Source organism: Prevotella sp. lc2012 (assembly GCF_900107065.1).
Classification (GTDB): domain Bacteria; phylum Bacteroidota; class Bacteroidia; order Bacteroidales; family Bacteroidaceae; genus Prevotella.
The window spans coordinates 61,824-85,569 of the sequence record NZ_FNUF01000006.1; the positions used below are offsets into that span (position 1 = coordinate 61,824).

29 protein-coding genes are annotated in these 23,746 nt (G+C 49.3%); all 29 read right to left on the reverse strand.

Annotation, left to right across the window (positions count from 1 at the left end):
• Positions 1-5 precede the first annotated feature (5 nt).
• The 29 genes from secY to rpoB all read right to left on the reverse strand — a co-directional run bounded on the left by secY (position 6) and on the right by rpoB (position 23,729).
• Positions 6-1,343 carry a preprotein translocase subunit SecY gene (gene secY, locus BLU99_RS11165; protein WP_091902158.1) on the reverse strand — a complete coding sequence of 446 codons (1,338 nt, stop codon included), beginning with the start codon at positions 1,341-1,343 and terminating at the stop codon, positions 6-8.
• A gap of 8 nt (positions 1,344-1,351) precedes the next feature.
• Entirely contained in the window at positions 1,352-1,798 is a 447-nt protein-coding gene (rplO, locus tag BLU99_RS11170) for a 50S ribosomal protein L15 (protein ID WP_091902160.1), read from the reverse strand.
• A 24-nt stretch (positions 1,799-1,822) separates the two neighbouring features.
• On the reverse strand, positions 1,823-1,999 hold the full coding sequence (gene rpmD / locus BLU99_RS11175) for a 50S ribosomal protein L30 (RefSeq protein ID WP_091902163.1): 177 nt from the start codon (positions 1,997-1,999) through the stop codon (positions 1,823-1,825).
• A gap of 15 nt (positions 2,000-2,014) precedes the next feature.
• Positions 2,015-2,527, reverse strand: a complete 513-nt coding sequence (gene rpsE, locus BLU99_RS11180) for a 30S ribosomal protein S5 (protein ID WP_091902166.1) — start codon at positions 2,525-2,527, stop codon at positions 2,015-2,017.
• Positions 2,528-2,533: 6 nt separating this feature from the next.
• Entirely contained in the window at positions 2,534-2,878 is a 345-nt protein-coding gene (gene rplR / locus BLU99_RS11185) for a 50S ribosomal protein L18 (protein WP_091902169.1), read from the reverse strand.
• A 19-nt stretch (positions 2,879-2,897) separates the two neighbouring features.
• Complete coding sequence (gene rplF / locus BLU99_RS11190; protein WP_091902171.1) at positions 2,898-3,467, reverse strand: 50S ribosomal protein L6; 570 nt, start codon at positions 3,465-3,467, stop codon at positions 2,898-2,900.
• A gap of 14 nt (positions 3,468-3,481) precedes the next feature.
• The gene (gene rpsH, locus BLU99_RS11195; protein WP_091902173.1) at positions 3,482-3,877 is read right to left on the reverse strand and encodes a 30S ribosomal protein S8; all 396 of its coding nucleotides are present in this window, start codon (positions 3,875-3,877) and stop codon (positions 3,482-3,484) included.
• 111 nt (positions 3,878-3,988) lie between these two features.
• Positions 3,989-4,306, reverse strand: coding sequence for a 30S ribosomal protein S14 (gene rpsN, locus BLU99_RS11200; RefSeq protein ID WP_091902176.1), 318 nt, complete (start codon positions 4,304-4,306; stop codon positions 3,989-3,991).
• Positions 4,307-4,311: 5 nt separating this feature from the next.
• Positions 4,312-4,869, reverse strand: a complete 558-nt coding sequence (gene rplE / locus BLU99_RS11205; protein ID WP_091902178.1) for a 50S ribosomal protein L5 — start codon at positions 4,867-4,869, stop codon at positions 4,312-4,314.
• Positions 4,869-5,186: a 50S ribosomal protein L24 gene (gene rplX / locus BLU99_RS11210; RefSeq protein ID WP_091902263.1), complete on the reverse strand. Its 318-nt coding sequence runs from the start codon at positions 5,184-5,186 to the stop codon at positions 4,869-4,871. Before rplX ends, rplE begins: the two co-directional genes overlap by 1 nt.
• 21 nt (positions 5,187-5,207) lie before the next feature.
• Positions 5,208-5,573, reverse strand: a complete 366-nt coding sequence (gene rplN, locus BLU99_RS11215; RefSeq protein ID WP_091902180.1) for a 50S ribosomal protein L14 — start codon at positions 5,571-5,573, stop codon at positions 5,208-5,210.
• A 2-nt stretch (positions 5,574-5,575) separates the two neighbouring features.
• Complete coding sequence (gene rpsQ / locus BLU99_RS11220) at positions 5,576-5,842, reverse strand: 30S ribosomal protein S17 (RefSeq protein ID WP_091902182.1); 267 nt, start codon at positions 5,840-5,842, stop codon at positions 5,576-5,578.
• Positions 5,843-5,844: 2 nt separating this feature from the next.
• On the reverse strand, positions 5,845-6,039 hold the full coding sequence (gene rpmC, locus BLU99_RS11225) for a 50S ribosomal protein L29 (RefSeq protein ID WP_091902264.1): 195 nt from the start codon (positions 6,037-6,039) through the stop codon (positions 5,845-5,847).
• 6 nt (positions 6,040-6,045) lie between these two features.
• Positions 6,046-6,474 (reverse strand): 50S ribosomal protein L16, encoded by a 429-nt coding sequence (gene rplP, locus BLU99_RS11230; RefSeq protein WP_091902184.1) that lies wholly within the window; start codon positions 6,472-6,474, stop codon positions 6,046-6,048.
• Between the two features lie 15 nt (positions 6,475-6,489).
• Entirely contained in the window at positions 6,490-7,221 is a 732-nt protein-coding gene (gene rpsC / locus BLU99_RS11235) for a 30S ribosomal protein S3 (RefSeq protein WP_091902187.1), read from the reverse strand.
• A gap of 2 nt (positions 7,222-7,223) precedes the next feature.
• The gene (gene rplV, locus BLU99_RS11240) at positions 7,224-7,631 is read right to left on the reverse strand and encodes a 50S ribosomal protein L22 (RefSeq protein ID WP_091902189.1); all 408 of its coding nucleotides are present in this window, start codon (positions 7,629-7,631) and stop codon (positions 7,224-7,226) included.
• 45 nt (positions 7,632-7,676) lie between these two features.
• A complete protein-coding gene (gene rpsS, locus BLU99_RS11245; RefSeq protein WP_013065476.1) occupies positions 7,677-7,943 on the reverse strand; it encodes a 30S ribosomal protein S19 in 267 nt (88 codons plus the stop codon).
• A 27-nt stretch (positions 7,944-7,970) separates the two neighbouring features.
• Positions 7,971-8,798 carry a 50S ribosomal protein L2 gene (rplB, locus tag BLU99_RS11250; RefSeq protein ID WP_091902191.1) on the reverse strand — a complete coding sequence of 276 codons (828 nt, stop codon included), beginning with the start codon at positions 8,796-8,798 and terminating at the stop codon, positions 7,971-7,973.
• A gap of 5 nt (positions 8,799-8,803) precedes the next feature.
• Positions 8,804-9,151 (reverse strand): 50S ribosomal protein L23, encoded by a 348-nt coding sequence (gene rplW, locus BLU99_RS11255; RefSeq protein ID WP_091902193.1) that lies wholly within the window; start codon positions 9,149-9,151, stop codon positions 8,804-8,806.
• Between the two features lie 15 nt (positions 9,152-9,166).
• The gene (gene rplD / locus BLU99_RS11260) at positions 9,167-9,796 is read right to left on the reverse strand and encodes a 50S ribosomal protein L4 (protein WP_091902195.1); all 630 of its coding nucleotides are present in this window, start codon (positions 9,794-9,796) and stop codon (positions 9,167-9,169) included.
• Between the two features lie 2 nt (positions 9,797-9,798).
• A complete protein-coding gene (rplC, locus tag BLU99_RS11265; protein WP_091902197.1) occupies positions 9,799-10,413 on the reverse strand; it encodes a 50S ribosomal protein L3 in 615 nt (204 codons plus the stop codon).
• A 310-nt stretch (positions 10,414-10,723) separates the two neighbouring features.
• Positions 10,724-11,164: an HU family DNA-binding protein gene (locus BLU99_RS11270; RefSeq protein WP_091902199.1), complete on the reverse strand. Its 441-nt coding sequence runs from the start codon at positions 11,162-11,164 to the stop codon at positions 10,724-10,726.
• 181 nt (positions 11,165-11,345) lie between these two features.
• A complete protein-coding gene (gene rpsJ, locus BLU99_RS11275) occupies positions 11,346-11,651 on the reverse strand; it encodes a 30S ribosomal protein S10 (RefSeq protein ID WP_013064715.1) in 306 nt (101 codons plus the stop codon).
• 82 nt (positions 11,652-11,733) lie between these two features.
• Positions 11,734-13,863 carry an elongation factor G gene (fusA, locus tag BLU99_RS11280; protein WP_091902202.1) on the reverse strand — a complete coding sequence of 710 codons (2,130 nt, stop codon included), beginning with the start codon at positions 13,861-13,863 and terminating at the stop codon, positions 11,734-11,736.
• Positions 13,864-13,901: 38 nt separating this feature from the next.
• Positions 13,902-14,378, reverse strand: a complete 477-nt coding sequence (gene rpsG, locus BLU99_RS11285) for a 30S ribosomal protein S7 (RefSeq protein ID WP_091902204.1) — start codon at positions 14,376-14,378, stop codon at positions 13,902-13,904.
• A gap of 162 nt (positions 14,379-14,540) precedes the next feature.
• Complete coding sequence (rpsL, locus tag BLU99_RS11290) at positions 14,541-14,921, reverse strand: 30S ribosomal protein S12 (protein ID WP_013063973.1); 381 nt, start codon at positions 14,919-14,921, stop codon at positions 14,541-14,543.
• 203 nt (positions 14,922-15,124) lie between these two features.
• Positions 15,125-15,445 carry a DUF3467 domain-containing protein gene (locus BLU99_RS11295; protein ID WP_091902207.1) on the reverse strand — a complete coding sequence of 107 codons (321 nt, stop codon included), beginning with the start codon at positions 15,443-15,445 and terminating at the stop codon, positions 15,125-15,127.
• Positions 15,446-15,538: 93 nt separating this feature from the next.
• Positions 15,539-19,870, reverse strand: coding sequence for a DNA-directed RNA polymerase subunit beta' (gene rpoC / locus BLU99_RS11300; protein ID WP_091902209.1), 4,332 nt, complete (start codon positions 19,868-19,870; stop codon positions 15,539-15,541).
• Positions 19,871-19,916: 46 nt separating this feature from the next.
• Positions 19,917-23,729 (reverse strand): DNA-directed RNA polymerase subunit beta, encoded by a 3,813-nt coding sequence (gene rpoB / locus BLU99_RS11305; RefSeq protein ID WP_091902211.1) that lies wholly within the window; start codon positions 23,727-23,729, stop codon positions 19,917-19,919.
• Between the last annotated feature and the right edge of the window lie 17 nt (positions 23,730-23,746).

Consider the following 23,746-nt stretch of genomic DNA (forward strand, 5'->3'; position numbering starts at 1 on the left):
GAAGATTAGTATGCAGCCATTCCGCGGCCGTGGATACGACCAGAACTGAGCAAACCGTCATAGTGGCGCATCAGCAGGTGGCTCTCGATCTGTGCCAGTGTGTCGAGCACGACACCGACGAGAATCAGCAGTGACGTTCCACCGAAGAACTGAGAGAACGCGTCTTGTACATTCAGCAGGCTTGCAAAAGCAGGCATAACGGCGATGAAGGCGATGAACAGAGAGCCCGGCAGGGTGATGCGAGACATCACGGTGTCGATATACTCAGCGGTATCCTTACCCGGCTTTACACCAGGGATGAAACCGTTGTTACGCTTCATATCTTCTGCCATCTGTGTCGGATTCAGCGTGATAGCCGTATAGAAGTACGTAAACGCGATAATCAGAATCGCGAAGATGACATTGTACTGCCAACTGTGATGATCCATCAATGCGTGGGGAATCAAGGTACTCTCAGATGTCAGCCACTGAGCGACAGACAGAGGAACGAACATGATAGCCTGTGCAAAGATGATTGGCATCACATTGGCGGCGAACAACTTCAAGGGGATGTACTGACGAGCACCACCCACCTGTTTGTTGCCTACAATACGCTTCGCATACTGTACGGGCACCTTGCGGACGCCTTGTACCAGAACGATAGCTGCGCAAACAACAGCATAGAGAATGATAATCTCAGCAAGGAACATCACCAGTCCACCACCTGTGATAGCTGTGAACCGAGAGGTCACCTCCTGGATGAATGCCTGAGGCAAACGGGCAATGATACCGACCATGATGATCAGTGAGATACCATTTCCTATACCCTTATCCGTAATGCGCTCACCAAGCCACAGGATGAACATACTACCTGCAGCGAGAATGATAACGGCGGGCAGCATGAAGGTCGACCAAGAAATACCCGAGGCAAGAGCCTGACCTGCCTGCATCTTCAGGTTAATCAGATAACCTGGAGCCTGGAACAGCAGGATAGCCACTGTCAGATAACGGGTATAGGCACTGATCTTCTTGCGCCCACTCTCACCCTCGCGCTGCATCTTCTGTACATAAGGCACAGCGACTGCGAGGAGCTGCATTAAGATAGAAGCTGTGATGTATGGCATGATTCCCAGTGCGAAGATAGACGCATTGGAAAATGCACCACCGGAGAACATGTCAAGCAGCGACATCAGACCGCCGGCAGTCTGCGACTGCAACTGGCTCAACATGGCCGGGTTGATACCTGGAAGTACCACAAACGAGCCAAAACGATAAATCGCCACAAACAGGAGCGTGATCAGGATGCGCTGGCGCAGATCCTCGATCTTCCAAATGTTCTTCAGTGTCTCTATTAACTTCTTCATCTTACAGTTTAGATTTTTGTTGCGTTACCACCTACTGCCTTGATAGCCTCTTCAGCAGCCTTTGAGAAAGCATTTGCCTCTACGTCGACCTTGGCCTTCAGCTCACCATTGCCCAGAACCTTTACCAGTTCCTTACCGTTAGTGAGACCAGCAGCCACGAGCTCTTCGATACCGATCTTAGTGAGGTTCTTAGCCTCAGCAAGCTTCTGAAGTGTAGAGAGGTTAACCGCAAAGAACTCCTTGTGGTTGATGTTCTTGAAGCCACCCTTCGGCACACGGCGCTGGAGAGGCATCTGACCACCTTCGAAACCAATCTTTTTCTTATAACCAGAACGAGCCTTGGCTCCCTTGTGACCACGGGTAGAAGTACCGCCCAGACCAGAGCCTGTTCCGCGACCGATACGACGACGTGAGTGGGTAGAGCCTTCTGCCGGCTTTAAATTATTCAGTTTCATATTCGAATCTTCTTTTAATTGTTATTACTCAACTACGGTCACCAGATGATGTACCTTGCGGATCATACCACGGATAGAAGGATTGTCCTCTACCTCAACAACCTGGGAGATCTTGCGCAGGCCGAGAGCCTCAAGCGTGCGCTTCTGGTCTACCGGATAACCGATCTTACTCTTAATCTGCTTTACCTTAATTGTTGCCATAATCAAATTCTCCTTTTATCCTCTAAATACTTTTTCCATACTGATACCACGTGTACCTGCTACAGTGTAGGCATCACGCATCTGGCTCAGGGCCTCGATGGTAGCCTTCACAAGATTGTGGGGGTTAGAAGAACCCTTGGACTTAGCCAGCACGTCCTTCACACCTACGCTCTCCAGCACGGCACGCATAGCACCTCCGGCCACAAGACCGGTACCAGCTGCTGCCGGCTTCAGGAACACCTGGGCACCGCCGAAGCGAGCCTCCATCTCATGAGGGATGGTGCCCTTGAGTACAGGAACCTTTACGAGATTCTTCTTGGCAGCCTCAACACCCTTGGCAATGGCTGCTGTAACCTCACCAGCCTTACCCAGACCCCAGCCGATGATGCCGTTGCCGTCACCGACAACAACAATGGCTGCGAATGTAAAGGTGCGACCTCCCTTTGTTACCTTGGTAACACGGTTGATGGCAACCAGTCTGTCTTTCAACTCTACGTCACTATTTACTTTAACTTTGTTCATTGCCATAATCGTTTAGAATTTAAGTCCACCTTTACGTGCTGCGTCTGCAAGAGACTTTACACGGCCGTGATAAAGATAGCCGTTACGGTCGAAGACCACGGTGCTAACACCTGCCTCCTGAGCCTTCTGGGCTACCAGCTCGCCGACCTTCTCAGCCTGCTGGATCTTCGGCATAGCCTCGAGACCCAGAGAGGATGCAGATGCGAGTGTTTTACCTTCCAAATCATTGATCACCTGAGCATAGATCTGCTTGTTGCTGCGGAAAACGCTCAGACGAGGACGCTCGGCTGTGCCGAATACGTTCTTACGAATTCTATATTTGATCTTAATTCGTCTTTCTACTTTCTTCGTTGTCATAATCTTCAATCAATTAAAGTTACTTAGCTGATGCTGACTTACCCGACTTACGACGGATAACCTCACCCTTGAACAAAATACCCTTTCCTTTGTAAGGCTCAGGCATGCGGAAAGAACGAATTTTAGCGCAAATCAGACCGAGCAGCGCCTTGTCGCAAGACTCCAGGATGATCTGAGGATTCTGGTTACGCTCAGACTTGGTCTCCACCTTAACCTCCTTCGGGAGTTGGATGAAGATCGGGTGAGTATAACCGAGCGCGAACTCGATGATGTTACCCTGGTTGGATACACGGTAACCTACACCGACGAGCTCCAGCTCTTTCTTGTAACCCTCGCTCACACCTACAACCATGTTGTTGACAAGTGCACGATAGAGACCGTGGAAAGCCTGCTTCTGCTTAATGTTCACAGGACTGTTCTCGTCAATCTCAAATACAATATGACCATCTTCGACCTTCATCTTAATCGAAGCGTCGACTTTCTGTGAAAGTTCTCCCTTGGGACCCTTGACGGTTACGATGCCGTCCTTATCCTGAGAAACGGTAACGCCAGCAGGGATACTAATTGGCAATTTTCCTATTCTTGACATATGCTATCCTCCAATTAATATACGTAGCAAAGCACCTCGCCGCCAATCTTCAGGGCTGCAGCCTCTTTGTCTGTCATTACACCTTTGGACGTGGAAAGTATAGCAATACCCAGTCCGTTAATTACTCTCGGCATGTCTTTGTAACCAGTGTACTTACGAAGACCTGGTGTAGACACTCTCGTCAGGCTCTTAATGGCGTTCTCACGAGTTGCGGGGTCGTACTTCAGGGCCACCTTGATTGTTCCCTGAGGACCATCCTCAATGAACTTGTAGTTCAGGATGTAACCCTTCTCGAAGAGGATCTTAGTGATCTCTTTCTTCAAGTTAGACGCAGGAACCTCAACGACACGATGATGTGCCATGATTGCGTTTCTGAGTCTGGTCAGATAATCTGCTATTGGATCTGTCATAAAAATAATGTTTTAATTAATCGGGACTGTCCCGACAATATTAAATAATATACTATTTGCCTCTTGTGCCTGGCTCTTGGCCTTTATTAACTGCTAACAGTTAACAGCCAATTACCAGCTTGCCTTCTTCACTCCCGGAATCAGACCGCTTGATGCCATCTCACGGAACTGGATACGAGAGAGACCGAACTGGCGCATGTATCCCTTCGGACGACCCGTGATCTTACAACGGTTGTGCAGACGGATGGGGTTCGCGTTCTTGGGAATGCTCTGCAGCTTGCGGGCAGCCTCATAGGCGGCCATTGCGCCCTCTTCAGTGTTCACATCAGCGGTAGCGATGATCTTCTTCAGAGCTGCACGCTTCTCAGCATAACGGGCTACGAGCTTGGCGCGCTTCACCTCGCGGGCTTTCATTGATTCTTTTGCCATATCTCTTAATCGTTTTTAGCGTTCTTGAATGGAAGACCGAAAGCCTTCAGCAGAGCATAACCCTCCTCGTCGGTCTGAGCCGATGTAACGAAGGTGATGTTCATACCCTGAATGCGGTCTACTGAATCGATATTGATCTCCGGGAAGATAATCTGCTCCTGGATACCCAGAGTGTAGTTTCCACGGCCGTCGAACTTGCTCTCGATACCCTTGAAGTCACGGATACGGGGCAGTGCGATGCGAACGAGCTTCTCAAGGAACTCGTACATGCGCTCACGACGGAGAGTCACCATCACACCGATAGGCATCTTCTTACGAAGCTTGAAGTTGGCAATATCCTTCTTGGAATAAGTTGCCACTGCCTTCTGACCACAGATGGCACTGATCTCATTGATAGCCACGTCGATGATCTTCTTGTCCTGTGTAGCGTCACCCAGACCCTGGTTAACGACAATCTTCTTCAGGACAGGAGTCTGCATCTTAGAAGAATAGTTGAACTGCTTCTGCAGAGCCGGAGCAATCTTCTCCTTGTACTCTTTCTTTAACTGTGCTGTATTTGCCATTACTTAATCTCCTCCCCTGATTTTTTAGCGATACGAACGACCTTCTTGCCCTCGCGCTTGATGGCGACACGGGTAGCCTTGCCACTCTTCGGATCAATCAAACTAATATTCGAGATGTGAATAGGAGCCTCCATCTTCACGAAGCCTCCCTGAGGGTTCTTGGCACTCGGCTTAGCACTCTTGTTGACCATGTTCACACCTTCAACAAGTGCACGCTGCTTGTCGGTCAAGACCTTCAGCACCTTACCAGTCTTGCCCTTGTCCTCACCGGCCAGGACGATAACTGTATCGTTTTTCTTAATATTGAACTTTGCCATTTCTTGTTTCATTTTAAAATATTAAAGTACCTCAGGTGCCAAAGAAACGACTTTCATATTAACGGCACGGAGCTCACGGGCAACGGGGCCGAAGATACGGCTACCACGAAGCTCACCGGCATTGTTCAGCAGCACGCAGGCGTTGTCGTCGAAACGGATGTACGAACCATCAGCACGACGAATCTCCTTCTTTGTGCGAACAACCAAAGCCTTTGATACTGCACCCTTCTTCACGTCACTTGTAGGGATCGCGTTCTTGACAGAGACGACGATGATATCACCTACGCTGGCATAACGGCGCTTTGTTCCGCCCAATACACGGATGCAGAGAGCCTCACGTGCACCGCTGTTGTCAGCTACTGTAAGTCTTGATTCTGTCTGTATCATAATTACTTAGCTTTTTCTACGATTTGAACTAATCTCCATCTCTTTGTCTTGGACAGAGGACGGGTTTCCATAATGAGCACGGTATCACCTACGTTGCACTCGTTCTTCTCGTCGTGTGCGTGATACTTCTTTGTCTTCTGGACAAACTTACCATAAATAGGGTGCTTCTCCTTGAACTTAGCGGCAATAACAATGGTTTTATCCATCTTGTTGCTGATAACAACACCCTGTCTTGTCTTTCTTAAATTTCTTGTTTCCATATGGACCATTGTTATTTTTTAAGTTCTCTCTGATGAAGTTCTGATTTCATACGTGCGATATCACGACGAGCAGCCTTAATCTGAGACGGATTCTCAAGAGGAGTGATGGCGTGGTTCAACTTCATCTGGTTGTACTTTGCTACCTCTGCCTCAATGCGCTCTGCCAAATCCTTGGTCTCGAGCTCTCTTACTTCTTTAATCTTCATACTCAATTAAGCGTTTTTATCGTAATCACGTCTAACAACAAACTTTGTCTTAACCGGCAGTTTCTGTGCGCCGAGGCGGAGAGCCTCCTTAGCAACCTCGAAAGGAACGCCTTCTACTTCAAAGAGGATACGGCCCGGTGTAACAGGTGCAACCCATCCTGCGGGATCTCCCTTACCCTTACCCATTCGCACGTCAGCAGGCTTGCGAGTGATTGGTTTGTCGGGGAAGATGCGGATCCATACCTGACCTTCACGGTTCATATAACGGTTGATGGCAACACGGGCTGCCTCAATCTGGCGGCTGTCGATCCACTTGGCGTCCATAGTCTTGATACCGAATGAGCCGAAAGCCAGCGTTGTACCTCTGTGGGCGTCGCCTTTGTTGCCGCGTCCGTCCTGAGGTCTTCTATATCTTACTCTTTTTGGCTGTAACATAATAAGCTTCTACTTTTAACGGTTATTATTCTTCTTATTACGGAACTTCCTGTCACCGCCACGGCCACCATTGCCACGACCGCCAGACTTCTCCTGAGCGAAGTTCGGAGCCAGGTCTACGTCTCCGTAGATCTCACCGCGGCAAATCCAAACCTTGATACCCAGCAGACCGACCTTGGTCAGTGCCTCTGCATGGCAGTAGTCGATGTCCGCACGATAAGTATGAAGCGGCGTACGGCCTTCCTTCAGCATCTCGCTGCGGGCGATTTCTGCTCCGTTAAGACGACCTGAGATCTGTACCTTGATACCCTCGGCGCCAGCGCGCATCGTATTCTGGATAGCCATCTTGATGGCACGACGATATGCGATCTTGCCCTCTACCTGGCGAGCGATGTTGTTGGCAACAATCGTGGCATCGAGCTCTGGACGCTTTACCTCGAAGATATTAATCTGGATCTCCTTGTCATAGAGCTTCTTCAGCTCTTCCTTCAGTTTGTCAACATCTTGACCACCCTTACCGATGACGATGCCCGGACGAGCCGTGCAGATAGTAATGGTAACCAGCTTCAACGTACGCTCGATGACAATCTTCGAAACGCTGGCCTTTGCCAGACGCTCGTTCAGGTACTTACGGATTTTCTGATCCTCTACCAGGTTATCTCCGAAGTCCTTGCCTCCGAACCAATTTGAATCCCAACCTCTAACAATACCAAGACGGTTGCTTATTGGATTAACTTTCTGTCCCATACTTATTCTTTTACGTCATTAGTTTTAGCGTCTACAAACAGAGTCACGTGATTGGAACGCTTGCGGATACGATATCCACGACCCTGCGGTGCCGGTCTCATTCTCTTCATTGTAACGCCCTCGTCAACGAATACGCGGGTGATGAACAGCTCACCGTCCTCAGCCTTGCGGTCATTCTTAGCTTCCCAGTTGGCGATAGCCGAACGGAGGAGTTTCTCTACTTGAGCTGCTGCTGCCTTCTTGGAGAACCTCAGCACGCCAAGGGCGCGATTGACCTCCATGCCGCGAATCATGTCTACGACATAGCGCATCTTACGAGGTGAAGAGGGACAGCCTTTCAGCTTGGCAAAATACTGTGTCTTAAGTGCTGCCTTTCTTTCTTCAGCCTTAATATGTTTTCTTGCTCCCATTGTAATTTCTAATTCTTAATTCTTAATTCTTAACTACCCCTGGGATTATTTCTTGTTACCGGCGTGACCACCGAAGCGACGGGTGGGTGCGAACTCACCGAGCTTGTGACCAACCATGTTCTCAGTAACGTAGACAGGGATAAATTTATTACCGTTATGAACTGCAACAGTGTGTCCCACGAAGTCCGGGGAGATCATTGATGCTCTGGCCCATGTCTTAACGACATTTTTCTTACCACTCTCATTCATAGCGAGAATCTTCTTCTCGAGTGAGACGTTGATGTACGGACCTTTCTTTAATGAACGACTCATAATTTACTCTTCTAATTAACTTCGTGATTACTTCTTGTTAGCTCTTTCAATGATGTATCTGTTTGAAAGCTTCTTCGGTGCACGAGTCTTAAGACCCTTAGCGTACAAGCCCTTGCGTGAACGTGGGTGACCTCCAGACTGACGTCCTTCACCACCACCCATCGGGTGATCATGCGGGTTCATAACAACACCACGGTTGTGCGGGCGACGACCCAGCCAGCGGCTGCGACCAGCCTTACCAGACTGCTCAAGTGCGTGGTCTGAGTTACCTACACTACCTACAGTAGCCTTACAAGCGGAGAGAATCTGACGAGTCTCACCTGAGGGGAGCTTGATCACACAATAGCTGCCCTCACGAGAAGTCAACTGAGCAAAGTTACCAGCCGAACGAACGAGCTTGGCACCCTGGCCGGGACGCATCTCAATGTTGTGGATGACGGTACCGACGGGGATGTTAGCGAGCGGGAGAGCATTACCCACCTCGGGCACTGCCTCAGCTCCTGACATCAGGGTTGCACCAACCTGCAGTCCATTAGGAGCAATAATGTAACGTTTTTCACCATCAGCGTAGAACAACAGAGCGATACGAGCCGAACGGTTCGGATCGTATTCGATTGTCTTCACTACAGCTGGAACACCATCTTTCTCTCGCTTGAAGTCGATCAGACGATACTTCTTCTTGTGGCCGCCGCCCATGTAGCGGACAGTCATCTTACCGGTGTTGTTTCGACCGCCGGTTGAACGCTTACCGAAGACGAGAGACTTCTCTGGCACGGATGCAGTAATATCCTCGAACGTGCCAATAATCTTGTGTCTTTGACCCGGAGTTACGGGTTTTAATTTACGTACTGCCATTTCTATTATTGAATATTGCTATAAAAATCAATTGTATCGCCCTCCTTCAAGGTAACGATAGCCTTCTTGAACGCGTTCTTCTGACCCTTGATCAGACCTGCCTTGGTGTAGCGAGAGCTACGCTTTCCGGCATAACGGCACGTGTTCACATCGATCACTGTAACATTGTACATGCTCTCGACCTCATTCTTAATCTCAAGCTTATTAGCCTCGGGACGAACGATGAAACCATACTTAGCCTCGGCCTTCTTGGTCCTCTCCTCACCCTTCACCTTATAAGTTTTCTCTACAGAAGACTTGTCTGTAATCTTGGTCATCTTCTCAGTGACCAGAGGTTTGATGATAAATGCCATATCTTATTGCCTCCTTTATTTGTTTAAGATACTGTCGATAGTCTCCAGAGACTTCTCGGAAATAACAAGCACATCGGCATTCAAAACTTTGTACGAATTGACCGTCGATGCCTCCATCACTTCTGCGCCCTGCAGATTGCGAGCCGACAAATATACGTTATTATTTGTTCCTGACAAAACGAAGAGGACCTTCTTACCATCCACTTTGAGATTTTTTGCAATGTTTATGAATTCTTTAGTCTTCGGAGCCTCCATAGTGAAGTCTTCTACAACCACGATTGCATTCTCCTGTGCCTTGTAAGACAGAGCGGACTTACGAGCAAGAACCTTTACTTTTTTGTTCAGTTTGAAACTATAGTCACGGGGTGTCGGACCGAACACGCGGCCACCACCACGGAGCAGCGGAGAGTTGATATCACCATGACGAGCGCCGCCGCCACCTTTCTGACGACCGAGCTTGCGAGTAGAACCAGAGATTTCGCTTCTCTCCTTCGACTTAGCTGTACCCTGACGCTGGTTGGCCAGATACTGCTTAACATCCAGATAAAGAACGTGGTCATTAGGTTCAATGCCGAAGATAGCCTCGTTCAGAGTCACCTTTCTTCCGGTCTCCTGACCTTTGATATTTAATACGCTAACTTCCATCTTTACTTGTTGATTATTACAGTTGAACCATTGTAACCAGCGCAGCTACCCTTCACAAGGATCAGGTTGTGCTCCGGTATTACCTTTAACACTTTGAGGTTCTGAGTTGTCACTCTGTCGCCGCCCATCTGGCCGCCCATGCGCATTCCCTTGAACACCTTGGCGGGATAAGAACAGGCACCGATAGAACCCGGCTTACGCAGACGGTCGTCCTGACCGTGTGTAGACTGGCCTACGCCACCGAAACCATGGCGCTTCACAACACCCTGGAATCCCTTACCTTTAGACGTACCGACCACATCAACAAACTCGGCACCTTCGAAGATGTCGACCGTGATGGTGTCGCCGAGGTTATACTCCTCGTCAAACTTGAACTCGGCCAAGTGGGCCTTTGGTGTTGTGTTAGCCTTCTTGAAGATACCCATCATTGGTTTGGTGGTGTTCTTCTCCTTCTTCTCTCCGAAGGCGAGCTGAACGGCCTTGTAACCGTCCTTCTCTACAGACTTAACCTGAGTTACAACACAAGGACCAGCTTCGATGACAGTGCACGGCACATTCTTACCGTCGGCACTGAAAACGGATGTCATTCCGATTTTTCTTCCAATTAATCCTGGCATTTCAGTTTAAAATTAATAATGATGTTAATATATAAAGTTTCTTTTTAAGTGTCATCTCGCTATTCCCGATGCATACAAACTCACTTAAAAAGGAACTTCAACTGCTTCATTTTTGAAGGCTAAGTCGCTCTTTACCAGAGTATTGATAGCATACAAGCCAGCGCAATACGCACTTTCGCGGGTGCAAAGGTACTACTATTTATTGGAACACGCAACATTAATTAGCTTTCCAAAGCAACTTTTAAGGTTTTTTATAATTTCCACACCCTATGGCACAAGAGGAACGACCTATCTGATAAGCATATCAGCATCACTTGGCCTTACTTCCGGAAGGTGCTTCTATGGCCTCGCACTCTTCCAGCAGGCCACGCCGGATATGGCCGGCCAGGGCACCGTCTGATGGCTTGTAGCGCTCACCGTGAGGGGTATAGTTGCACTTGAACCCAGTGATATGCCGGTCACGACGGAACTCCTTCGGGTTGTCCACGCAGACGCTTTTCACAGAGATTGAGAGTTTACCCATCTCTTTCAAGTCGACGACGTAGCCATTCTGCATGTAATGGCGCACGGTATCAAACAGCTCACGCAGCACCAGTCTCACGTCCGAGGCCTTTGCCGAGCAGTTCGTCTCGATCATCCTCTCTATCTCCTCGAGCGAGATTTCACCTTGCTTGACGGTGTGGGCATAGTATTTGCCGTAGTTCCGGTCGCTCTTAATCTTGTTCTGAACCAGTCTGTAATGAATAGCCATACTTCGTTTTTTGCTTGCAAATATAAGGATTATTATTCAAACTGCCAAACCTTACAGTCCAAAATCGGCGGAATTGCTGACCAAATCCGCCGGTTTTGACGACCAAATCCGCCGATTTTGACCAAAACAAAAACAGCGCGCCCGAAAGAGCACGCTGCCTATCATAAGGATGAGTACGATCCTATACCTTGATCTCAACCTCAACACCGCTGGGGAGCTCGAGCTTCATCAGGGCATCGACGGTCTTAGCTGTAGAGCTGTAGATGTCGATCAGACGCTTGTAGTCTGACAGCTGGAACTGCTCACGAGCCTTCTTGTTAACGAAGGTAGAGCGGTTTACAGTGTAGATACGCTTGTGTGTGGGAAGGGGGATAGGACCGCTGATGATAGCACCGGTAGCCTTCACAGCCTTCACGATCTTCTCTGCTGACTTGTCCACGAGTTTGTGGTCGTAGCTCTTCAGCTTAATACGAATTTTCTGACTCATTTGTTGAATTATTAATAATTGATTATGAAAAGTGGAGGCCGCTAAAGAGTCATTTACTCAGCGGCACTCCGTATTGTCTCTTTTACACGAGGTCGGCACGACCCTTCACCTCCTCGAGCACTGCCTTGGCGATAGAGCTTGAGAGCGGTGCATGGTGATCGTACTCCATAGAACTGGTAGCACGGCCTGAGGTGATGGTACGAAGAGCGGTCACATAACCGAACATCTCTGACAGGGGAACCTGAGCCTTCACGACACGGGCACCGCTGCGAGCCTCTTCCATGCCCTCTACCTGACCACGACGCTTGTTCAGGTCGCCGATCACGTCACCCATGTTCTCCTCGGGTGTCACCACCTCGAGTTTCATGATGGGCTCCATCAGCACAGGCTTAGCCTGAGCGCAGACAGACTTATAAGCCATCTGGGCTGCGATCTCGAACGAGAGCTGGTCAGAGTCAACGGGGTGGAACGAACCATCCACGACAACGACCTTCAGCGAATCCATCGGATAGCCACCGAGGATACCATTCTTCATGGCTGCCTCGAAACCCTTCTGGATAGAGGGGATAAACTCCTTGGGGATATTACCACCCTTGACCTCGTTCACGAACTGCAGGCCACCGTCCTTAGCGATATCCCAATCGTCATCGACCGGACCAACGTTCACGATGATATCAGCGAACTTACCGCGACCACCAGACTGCTTCTTGTAAACCTCACGGTAGCCCATGACGGTCTTCGTGATAGCCTCCTTGTAGTTAACCTGCGGCTTACCCTGGTTACACTCAACCTTGAACTCGCGCTTCAGACGGTCGATGATGATATCGAGGTGAAGCTCACCCATACCTGAGATGATGGTCTGACCACTCTGCTCGTCGGTACGTACGGTGAATGTCGGGTCTTCCTCAGCCAACTTGGCGAGACCGTTATCGAGCTTAGCCACGTCGGCCTGGCTCTTCGGCTCAACTGCGATAGAGATCACAGTATCGGGGAAGGTCATGGACTCGAGCACGATAGGATGTCCCTCGTCGCAGAGGGTATCACCTGTGCGGATATCCTTGAAGCCTACACCTGCGCCGATATCACCGGCATCGATGGACTCCATGGGGATCTCCTTATTTGAGTTCATCTGGAACAGACGGCTGATACGCTCCTTCTTACCTGAACGGGGGTTGAACACATAGCTTCCGGCAGTGATCTTACCCGAGTAAACACGGAAGAACACCAGACGGCCCATGTACGGGTCGGTAGCGATCTTAAAGGCCAGAGCCGATGTCGGCTCGTCCTCAGAAGGCTTACGATCCTCTTCCTCTTCTGTGCTGGGGTTGGTACCCTTGATCACCTCTACGTCGACAGGAGCCGGCAGGAAGGCGCACACATAGTCAAGGAGGGGCTGAACGCCCTTGTTCTTATATGAAGAACCAAGCAGCATCGGGGTGCACTGCATGGCGATGGTTCCCTTACGGATAGCGGCGATAATCTCCTCCTCTGTGATTGAGTTAGGATCATCGAAATACTTCTCCATCAGAGCCTCATCGTACTCGGCAGCAGCCTCAAGCAGCTTATTACGCCACTCGTCGCACTCAGCCTCAAGGTCTGCAGGGATATCCTCGACATCATACTCGGCACCCATGGTCTCATCGTGCCACAGGATAGCCTTCATCTTGATCAGGTCTACCAGACCCTTGAAGTTCTCCTCAGCACCGATGGGCACCTGGATAACAACAGGATTAGCGCCCAGGATGTCCTTCATCTGCTGCACAGTCTCGAAGAAGTCTGCACCAGAGCGGTCCATCTTATTAACATAGCCGATACGGGGCACATTGTACTTGTCGGCCTGGCGCCATACCGTCTCTGACTGAGGCTGTACGCCATCAGCTGCAGAATATGTAGCCACAGCACCGTCGAGCACGCGCAGTGAACGCTCCACCTCAGCTGTAAAGTCGACGTGTCCCGGAGTGTCGATCAGATTGATCTTGAATGTCTTGTTATTCCATGTCCAGTTACAGGTTGTTGCAGCAGAGGTAATTGTAATACCACGCTCCTGCTCCTGAGCCATCCAGTCCATCGTTGCAGCTCCATCATGTACCTCACCGATCTTGTGCGTCTTACCTGTATAGAACAGGATACGCTCAGAAGTCGTTGTCTTACCGGCATCGATGTGAGCCATAATACCGATGTTTCTCGTCAAATGTAAATCGCGATTTGCCATTCTTGTTTATCCTTTAACTACTTTACCTTAAACCTATCTTAGAATCTGAAGTGAGCAAATGCGCGGTTAGCCTCAGCCATACGGTGCATATCCTCCTTACGCTTAAAGGCGCCACCCTGGTTGTTATAGGCATCCATGATCTCGGCTGCAAGCTTGTCAGCCATAGACTTACCGCTGCGCTTACGGGCGAAAGAGATCATATTCTTCATAGACACGCTCTCCTTACGGTCAGGACGGATTTCCGTCGGAACCTGGAACGTAGCACCACCGATACGGCGGCTCTTAACCTCCACCTGAGGAGTGATGTTATCGAGGGCCTGCTTCCAAATCTCGAGGGCAGACTTCTCCTCGTTGTTCATCTTAGCCTTCACTGTCTCCAGTGCATTGTAGAAGATCTCATACGACTTGGTCTTCTTACCATCAAACATCAGATGGTTCACAAACTTCGACACTTTCTGGTCGTTGAACACGGGATCCGGCAGGATCACACGCTTCTTGGGTTTTGCTTTTCTCATTTTGTTTTGAATGATTAAATTCTGCTTGGGCTGTTCTTACTTGTTCTTCAACACTCACACGAGAGTATTTACTCAACCTTTTAACATCTGTCGGTAAAACCGACGCTCCAGCAAAACGATTTTTACTTTTCTTTGTTTGGCCTGACTAACCTTCTCCGGTCATTACTTCTTAGCCTTAGGACGCTTAGCTCCGTACTTTGAGCGACGCTGTGTGCGATTTGCGACACCAGCTGTATCGAGCGTACCGCGAACAATGTGATAACGTACACCTGGCAGGTCCTTTACACGACCACCGCGAACAAGCACGATAGAGTGCTCCTGCAGGTTGTGTCCCTCTCCAGGGATGTAAGAGTTAACTTCCTTCTGATTTGTCAGACGAACACGGGCTACCTTACGCATAGCCGAATTAGGCTTCTTCGGGGTTGTTGTGTAAACACGTACGCAGACACCACGACGCTGAGGACAGTTGTCCAAAGCCGGCGACTTTGACTTGTCAACAATCACCTTTCTGCCCTTTCTTACCAATTGTGAAATTGTAGGCATAATACTTTTAATTTAATAATTTAATATGTTTATTCTGTTTATATTCAGCACTTTACACGCCGCTTCTCGCTTAAAGAGGCGTTTCGGGCTGCAAAGGTACAACTATTTTCCGAAACCACCTAATATATAAAAAAGAAAAAGCGTTACACCCTGTCTGATTTAACAAGATATAACACTTTTTGAATTAATTAGCAATAATTACCCTACGACGCCTCCCCTTTCGAAAGGTCGAATGGGGCGATTGCCTGCGGTTCTTGAGTTGGGATTCTTATGGTTCCGAACTCAGCCTCGTAGCGCATGATATTCTCCTGAAGAGCGCCAAGCAGTCGCTTAGCATGTTCAGGGGCAAGTATCACACGGCTGCACACCTGAGCCTTCGGCACTCCAGGGAGCACCCTGGCGAAGTCAACCACGAAGTCACTTGAACCATGTGTAATGATGGCGAAGTTTGCATACTCGCCCTGTGCCACATCCTGCGGCAGGTCAATCTGCAGTCCCTGCTGTCTGTTGTTATTCTCGTTCATAGTATATCACGTTTTGCATACATTTAATCTTTGGGCAAAAAGGCGCTGTACAGCTAACTGTACAACGCCCTTTCAGTATTCATGAAAAGAAAATTATTTCTCGTCAAGCACGGTCTCCTCAGCGAAGTCAAGAACATTCTTGCGGTTAGCCTGAATACGCTCATACTCCTCCTTGGAACCAACAATAATCTTATCGAACTCACGCAGACCCGTACCGGCAGGAATCAGGTGACCGCAGATCACGTTCTCCTTCATACCCTCCAGATGGTCTACCTTACCACGGATAGCGGCCTCGTTGAGCACCTTCGTCGTCTCCTGGAACGAAGCAGCAGACATGAACGACTTCGTCTGGAGTGCGGCACGTGTGATACCCTGCAGAATCTGAGTAGATGTGGCGGGTACAGCATCACGAACCTGTACGAGACGGAGGTCACGACGCTTTAGCATCGAGTTCTCGTCGCGGAGCTTACGCGAGGTTACGATCTGTCCCTTCTGAAGATTCTCGGAATCACCGGCATCGGTCACCACCTTCTTACCCCAGATACGGTCGTTCTCCTCAGCGAAGTCGAGTTTGTCGACAATCTCCTGCTCAAGGAAAGAGGTGTCACCTGGTTCATTAATCTGAACTTTACGCATCATCTGACGAACAATGATCTCGAAGTGCTTATCGTTAATCTTCACGCCTTGCAGACGATACACATCCTGTACCTCATTCACGATATACTCCTGAACGGCGGTGGGACCCTTGATAGCCAAGATGTCGGCCGGTGTGATCACACCGTCAGAGAGCGGTGTACCAGCACGAACGGCATCATGTTCCTGTACCAGGATCTGCTTTGACAGGGATACGAGATATTTACGCTGCTCACCTGTCTTAGAGGTAACGATGATCTCACGGTTACCGCGCTTAACCTTACCCATGGTAACCTCACCGTCAATCTCGGAGACGACAGCAGGGTTCGACGGGTTACGAGCCTCGAAGAGCTCAGTGACACGCGGCAGACCTCCAGTGATATCACCACCCTTGGCGGCAGCGCGCGGGATCTTCACGAGGGTCTCACCGGTCTTAACAGTCTGACCGTCTTCAACGACCACGTGACCACCCACAGGGAAGTTATATGTTCCGATGACCTCGCCATCAGCGCCGATCACATCACAGGTAGGAACCTTCGACTTGTCCTTCGACTCAGTAACAATCTTCTCTGTCAGACCTGTTGTTTCGTCAGTCTCAGCACGGAAGGTTACACCCTCGATGACATCATTGAATTTCAGGCGACCAGCATACTCGGTAACGATGACCGCATTGAACGGATCCCACTGGGCAATTTTATCACCCTTAGCTACCTCATCGCCATTACGGAAATAGAGAGAAGAACCATAAGGCACGTTCACCGTAGAAAGAACAATCTTCGTGTTCGGGTCGACAAAGCGGAGTTCACCCAGACGGCTAACTACCATCTCACAGTCACGACCATCCTCATCAAACGGAACAGTACGAACTTCCTCCATCTCAATCATGGCACGATCATACTTCGATACGATACTTGCATTGGCAGCTGCGTTGGCAGCAACACCACCGGCGTGGAATGTACGCAGAGTCAACTGTGTACCCGGCTCACCGATAGCCTGTGCAGCAATCACACCGACAGCCTCACCCTTCTGTACCATACGACGGGTAGCGAGGTTACGTCCATAACACTTCATGCATACGCCCTTCTTCGACTCGCAGGTGAGCACAGAACGGATCTCAACGCTCTCAATGTCAGCCTTCTCAATTGCATCGGCTACACTCTCAGTAATTTCCTCACCAGCCTCAACAATCACTTCACCCGTCTTCGGGTTAATGACATCGTGTACAGACACACGACCCAGAATTCGCTCAGCCAGGCTAGAGATAATCTCGTCGCCGCTCTTTAAAGCTGTACACTGCAGGCCACGCAGGGTTCCGCAGTCCTCCTCAGTGATGATCACGTCGTGAGACACATCGACCAAACGACGAGTCAAGTAACCAGCGTCTGCCGTCTTCATAGCGGTATCAGCAAGACCCTTACGGGCACCGTGAGTAGAGATAAAGTACTCAAGCACAGACATACCCTCCTTAAAGTTCGACAGGATCGGGTTCTCAATAATCTGGTGTCCTTCAGCACCAGCCTTCTGAGGCTTAGCCATCAGACCGCGGATACCGGAAAGCTGTTTAATCTGGTCCTTAGATCCACGGGCACCAGAGTCAAGCATCATGAACACAGCGTTAAAGCCCTGATCAGCCTCGGTCATCTGCTTCAGCAGGATATTACCAATATCGTTGTTGACATGAGTCCAAGTATCGATTACCTGATTATAACGCTCATTGTCGGTGATGAATCCCATATTATAGTTGTCAGTAATCTGACGAACCTCCTCATTACCCTTCTTGATCAGATCAGCCTTCTCTTTCGGAATAATGATATCATCGAGATTGAACGACAGACCGGCCAGATAAGCCATACGATAACCGAGGTTCTTAATGCCATCAAGGAATTCACAAGCCTCTGCAAAGCCCACGTTCTTAATTACATCAGCAATGATATCACGCAGACTCTTCTTAGAGATAACCTTGTTGACAAAACCTACCTCGTTCGGGATGATGCCATTCACGATGACACGACCGACGGATGTCTCCACCATATGGCGCTCAGCCTTACCGTCAACAACATCGTCAACAACAACCTTCACCTGAGCGTGAAGGTCACATTTACCCTCATTATGGGCAATGATAGCCTCTTCGGGGCCATAGAAGGTTAAACCCTCACCCTTGGCACCCGGACGAATCTTCGTGATATAATATAGACCCAGCACCATATCCTGAGAAGGCACGGTAATTGGTGCGCCATTGGCAGGATTCAAGATGTTATGGCTCTGGAGCATCAGCAACTGCGCCTCGAGAACAGCCTCATTGCTTAGCGGGAGGTGGACAGCCATCTGGTCACCGTCGAAGTCGGCATTGAACGCCGTACATGCCAACGGATGCAACTGGATGGCTTTACCCTCGATAAGCTTTGGCTGGAAGGCCTGGATACCGAGACGGTGCAGTGTTGGTGCACGGTTCAGCAGAACAGGATGACCCTTCATCACGTTCTCAAGGATATCCCAGATGACCGGTTCACGACGATCAACAATCTTCTTGGCGCTCTTCACCGTTTTCACAATACCACGCTCGATGAGCTTACGGATGATAAACGGCTTATAAAGTTCGGCAGCCATCAATTTCGGCAGACCACACTCGCCCATCTTCAACTCAGGGCCGACGACGATCACCGAACGGGCTGAGTAGTCGACACGCTTACCGAGCAGGTTCTGACGGAAGCGTCCCTGCTTACCCTTCAGTGAGTCAGAAAGAGATTTCAGAGGACGGTTGCTGTCGCTCTTGACAGCCGATGACTTACGGCTATTGTCGAAGAGAGAGTCGACAGCTTCCTGAAGCATACGTTTCTCGTTACGAAGAATCACCTCAGGAGCCTTGATCTCCATGAGTCTTTTCAGACGGTTGTTACGGATAATCACACGACGATAGAGGTCATTCAAGTCGGATGTGGCGAAACGACCACCATCCAGTGGCACCAACGGTCGGAGCTCGGGAGGTGTGACAGGGATAATCTTCATAATCATCCACTCAGGACGGTTGATTCCCTTCTCCACACTCTGACGGAAAGCCTCAACCACCTGCAGACGCTTCAGGGCCTCGTTCTTACGCTGCATAGAAGAATCGCTATTGGCACGATCGCGTAACTCATACGACAGAGAGTCGAGGTCCAAACGTACGAGCAAGTCGTAAATGGCCTCAGCACCCATCTTAGCGATGAACTTATTAGGATCGCTGTCGTCCAAATAGTCGTTCTCAGGCGAGACATGATTATCCATAATCTCGTTATACTCATCTTCAGAGAGCAGGTCGTACACATTTGAGCCGATGACATCATTGCCTTCAGCATCCTTCTTACCAGCCATAACACCCGGCTGAATCACAACATATCGCTCGTAGTAGATTACAGCGTCGAGTTTCTTGGTGGGAAGGCCGAGCAAATAACCAATCTTATTGGGAAGGCTACGGAAATACCAGATGTGTGCGACAGGTACCACCAATTCGATGTGACCAGCACGCTCACGACGGACCTTCTTCTCCGTCACTTCCACGCCACAACGGTCACAGACAATGCCCTTATAACGGATACGTTTATACTTTCCGCAGGCACATTCGTAATCCTTCGTCGGACCAAAGATGCGTTCACAGAACAGACCGTCGCGTTCCGGCTTGTACGTACGATAGTTGATGGTTTCAGGTTTGGTAACCTCACCGAAGCTACTCTCGAGGATTTCTTCGGGCGAAGCAAGTCCAATGGTAATTTTCGTAAAATTACTCTTAACTTTTGAATCTTTCTTGAAAGCCATATATATTATCTTTCTCTTAATTCGTAACTTTTAATACTTAACTCGCTTAATCGAGCGTGATGCTCAGACCGAGACCGCGCAACTCATGGAGCAGCACGTTGAGAGACTCAGGAATTCCCGGTGTCGGCATCGGCTCACCCTTGACAATAGCCTCATAAGCCTTGGAACGACCAACAGTATCATCCGACTTGATAGTCAGAATCTCCTGAAGAACATGACTGGCACCAAAAGCCTCCAGTGCCCAGACCTCCATCTCTCCGAAACGCTGGCCACCGAACTGGGCCTTACCGCCGAGAGGCTGCTGAGTGATCAAACTGTACGGACCGATAGAACGGGCGTGCATCTTATCCTCTACCATGTGACCGAGCTTAAGGAAGTAGGTGATACCCACCGTTGCAGGCTGGTCGAACATCTCACCCGTCTCACCATCATAGAGGTGTGTAGAGCAGAGACGCGGCAGACCTGCCTTGTCGGTCCACTCGGCGAGGTCATCTAGTTTGGCACCGTCGAAGATCGGCGTAGCAAACTTCACGCCCAAACGTTTACCGGCAGCACCGAGGATAGCCTCGAAGATCTGACCGAGGTTCATACGTGAAGGCACACCCAGCGGGTTCAGCACGAGATCAACGGGACGACCGTCCTCGAGGAATGGCATATCCTCCTGACGCACCACCTTAGACACGATACCTTTATTACCGTGACGACCGGCCAACTTGTCACCCACACCAATCTTACGTTTCTTAGCTACATATACCTTAGCCATCTGCAGGATACCAGAAGGCAGCTCATCACCAATAGTGATGGCAAACTTCTTACGCTTCATCTCTGCATCCAACAGCTTATATTTCTTCATGAAGTTGATGATCAGCTTAGCGATCAACTCATTCTTATGTTCGTCATTCGTCCAGTTGCTGATCTGGATATCACCATACTCTAGATTTCTCAGAGCAGCCGCAGAGAACTTACTACCCTTGGTGATGATTTCAGCACCAGTATAGTCCTTGACACCTTGAGAGGTCTTGCCCTTGGTAAGTTCGAGTAACTTATCGATAAGAATGTCCTTCAGGTCGTCTACCTTTGCCTCATACTCTTCGTCAATCTTAGCCAGCACAATCTTATCTTGCTGCTTTGACTTACGATCCTTGATAGCACGTGCAAACATCTTCTTATCGATAATGACACCAGTCAGCGAAGGATTTGCCTTCAATGAAGAGTCCTTCACATCACCAGCCTTATCACCAAAGATAGCACGAAGCAGTTTCTCCTCAGGAGAAGGATCGCTCTCACCCTTCGGTGAAATCTTACCAATCAGGATGTCGCCCGGCTCTACACGTGCACCAACACGAATCACACCATTCTCGTCAAGATCCTTCGTAGCTTCCTCACTGACGTTAGGAATATCTGCGGTAAACTCCTCGACACCACGTTTGGTCTCACGAACGTCAAGCGAATACTCATCCACATGAACAGAAGTTAGGATATCCTCACGAACGATGCGCTCGTTAAGAACGATGGCGTCCTCATAGTTATAACCCTTCCAAGGCATGTAAGCCACGAGCAGGTTACGACCCAGAGCCAATTCACCATTCTCGGTGGCATAACCCTCAGTCAGAATATCACCCTTCTTCACACGCTGGCCCTTCTCACAAATAGGACGCAAATCGATGGTCATATTCTGGTTCGTACGACGGAATTTAGCGATACGATACTCCTTCAGAGCAGGCTCAAAACTTACAAACTCCTCGTCCTCAGTACGGTCATACAAGATACGAATGGTTGTCGCATCAACATACTCAACGACACCGTCACCCTCAGCGGTCACCATCGTGCGAGAATCCTCACAAACCTGCTTCTCGATACCAGTACCCACGATAGGAGCCTCATTGTGAAGCAGAGGCACAGCCTGACGCATCATGTTCGATCCCATCAGTGCACGGTGAGCATCATCATGCTCCAGGAACGGAATCAGAGAGGCTGCGATAGAGGCAATCTGCTGCGGAGAGACGTCCATCAGATCAACATCCGTCGGTGGAACAACGGGGAAGTCGGCATCTTGACGACACTTCACGACCTCACGGATAAATGTACCGTCATCGTTCAACGGTGCATTACCCTGACCGATGATGTGATCGGATTCCTCCTCTGCGGTAAGATAGACGATCTCGTCATTATTCAGGTTGGCAACACCATTCTCTACCTTACGATACGGAGTCTGGATGAAGCCGAGTTCATTAATCTTGGCATATACACACAGCGATGATATCAGACCGATGTTCGGACCCTCAGGGCTCTCAATCGGACAAAGACGACCATAGTGTGTATAGTGTACGTCACGCACCTCAAAACCGGCACGCTCACGAGACAGACCGCCAGGACCGAGAGCCGAGAGACGACGCTTATGTGTCACCTCTGCCAACGGGTTCGTCTGATCCATGAACTGCGACAGTGGATTCGTTCCGAAGAACGAATTAATGACACTAGAGATTGTCTTGGCATTGATCAAATCCGTCGGAGTGAACACCTCATTATCACGCACATTCATGCGCTCACGGATCGTACGGCTCATACGTGCCAGACCGATAGAGAACTGATTCGACAACTGCTCACCCACTGTACGCACTCGACGGTTTGACAGGTGGTCAATATCATCGACGGCAGCCTTGGAGTTCACCAACTGAATCAGGTACTTGATAATCTCAATAATATCCTCCTTCGTCAGGACACGGACATCCATATCAGTATTCAAGTTCAGTTTCTTGTTGATGCGATAACGACCCACATCACCCAAGTCATAGCGTTTGTCAGAGAAGAACAGGTTCTGGATGACCTCACGAGCACTGGCATCATCAGCAGGGTCTGCATTACGTAACTGACGATAGATATATAGGACAGCCTCTTTCTCTGAGTTACTGGGATCCTTAGCCAATGTATTGAAGATAATCGAGAAATCCTGGGCGACAGCCTCATCTTTATGTACGAGGATGGTCTGGGCACCACTCTCAAGAATCTCCATCATATTATCTTCGGTGATCTCCGTCTCACGCTCCATGATCACCTCGTTACGCTCGATAGAAACAACTTCACCGGTATCCTCATCAACGAAATCCTCGTTCCAACTCTTCAGCACACGTGCAGCAAGCTTACATCCAAGCACCTTCTTCAGGGCACTCTTGTTCACTTTCACCTCCTCGGCAAGATTGAAGATCTGGAGGATGTCCTTATCCGTCTCAAACCCGATAGCACGGAGCAAAGTCGTTACTGGCAATTTCTTCTTACGGTCGATGTATGCGTACATCACATTGTTGATATCCGTAGCAAACTCAATCCACGATCCTTTGAACGGGATGATACGTGCGGAGTACAGCAGTGTACCATTGGCATGTACGTTCTGACCGAAGAATACACCAGGAGAACGGTGCAACTGAGATACAACGACGCGCTCAGCTCCATTGATAACAAAAGTACCGTTGGCCGTCATATAAGGAATCGGGCCCAGGAACACGTCCTGGATTACTGTTCCGAAGTCCTCATGATCCGGATCCGTACAATACAGTTTCAACTTAGCCTTCAAAGGCACGCTATATGTTAGTCCGCGCTCCAGACATTCGTCAATAGTGTAGCGGGGAGGATCAATATAGTAATCCAGGAACTCAAGAACGAAATTATTACGTGTGTCGGTGATAGGGAAGTTCTCCGCGAACACCTTATACAAACCGTCATTCTTGCGTTCCTCAGGCGGAGTGTCCAACTGCAGGAAGTCTTTGAACGACTTTAATTGCACATCAAGGAAATCCGGAAACGGCATTGGATTCTTGACGCTGCCAAAGTTTACTCTGTTATCTACTAATTTTGAAGCCATATTCTTTTGTTGTTGAA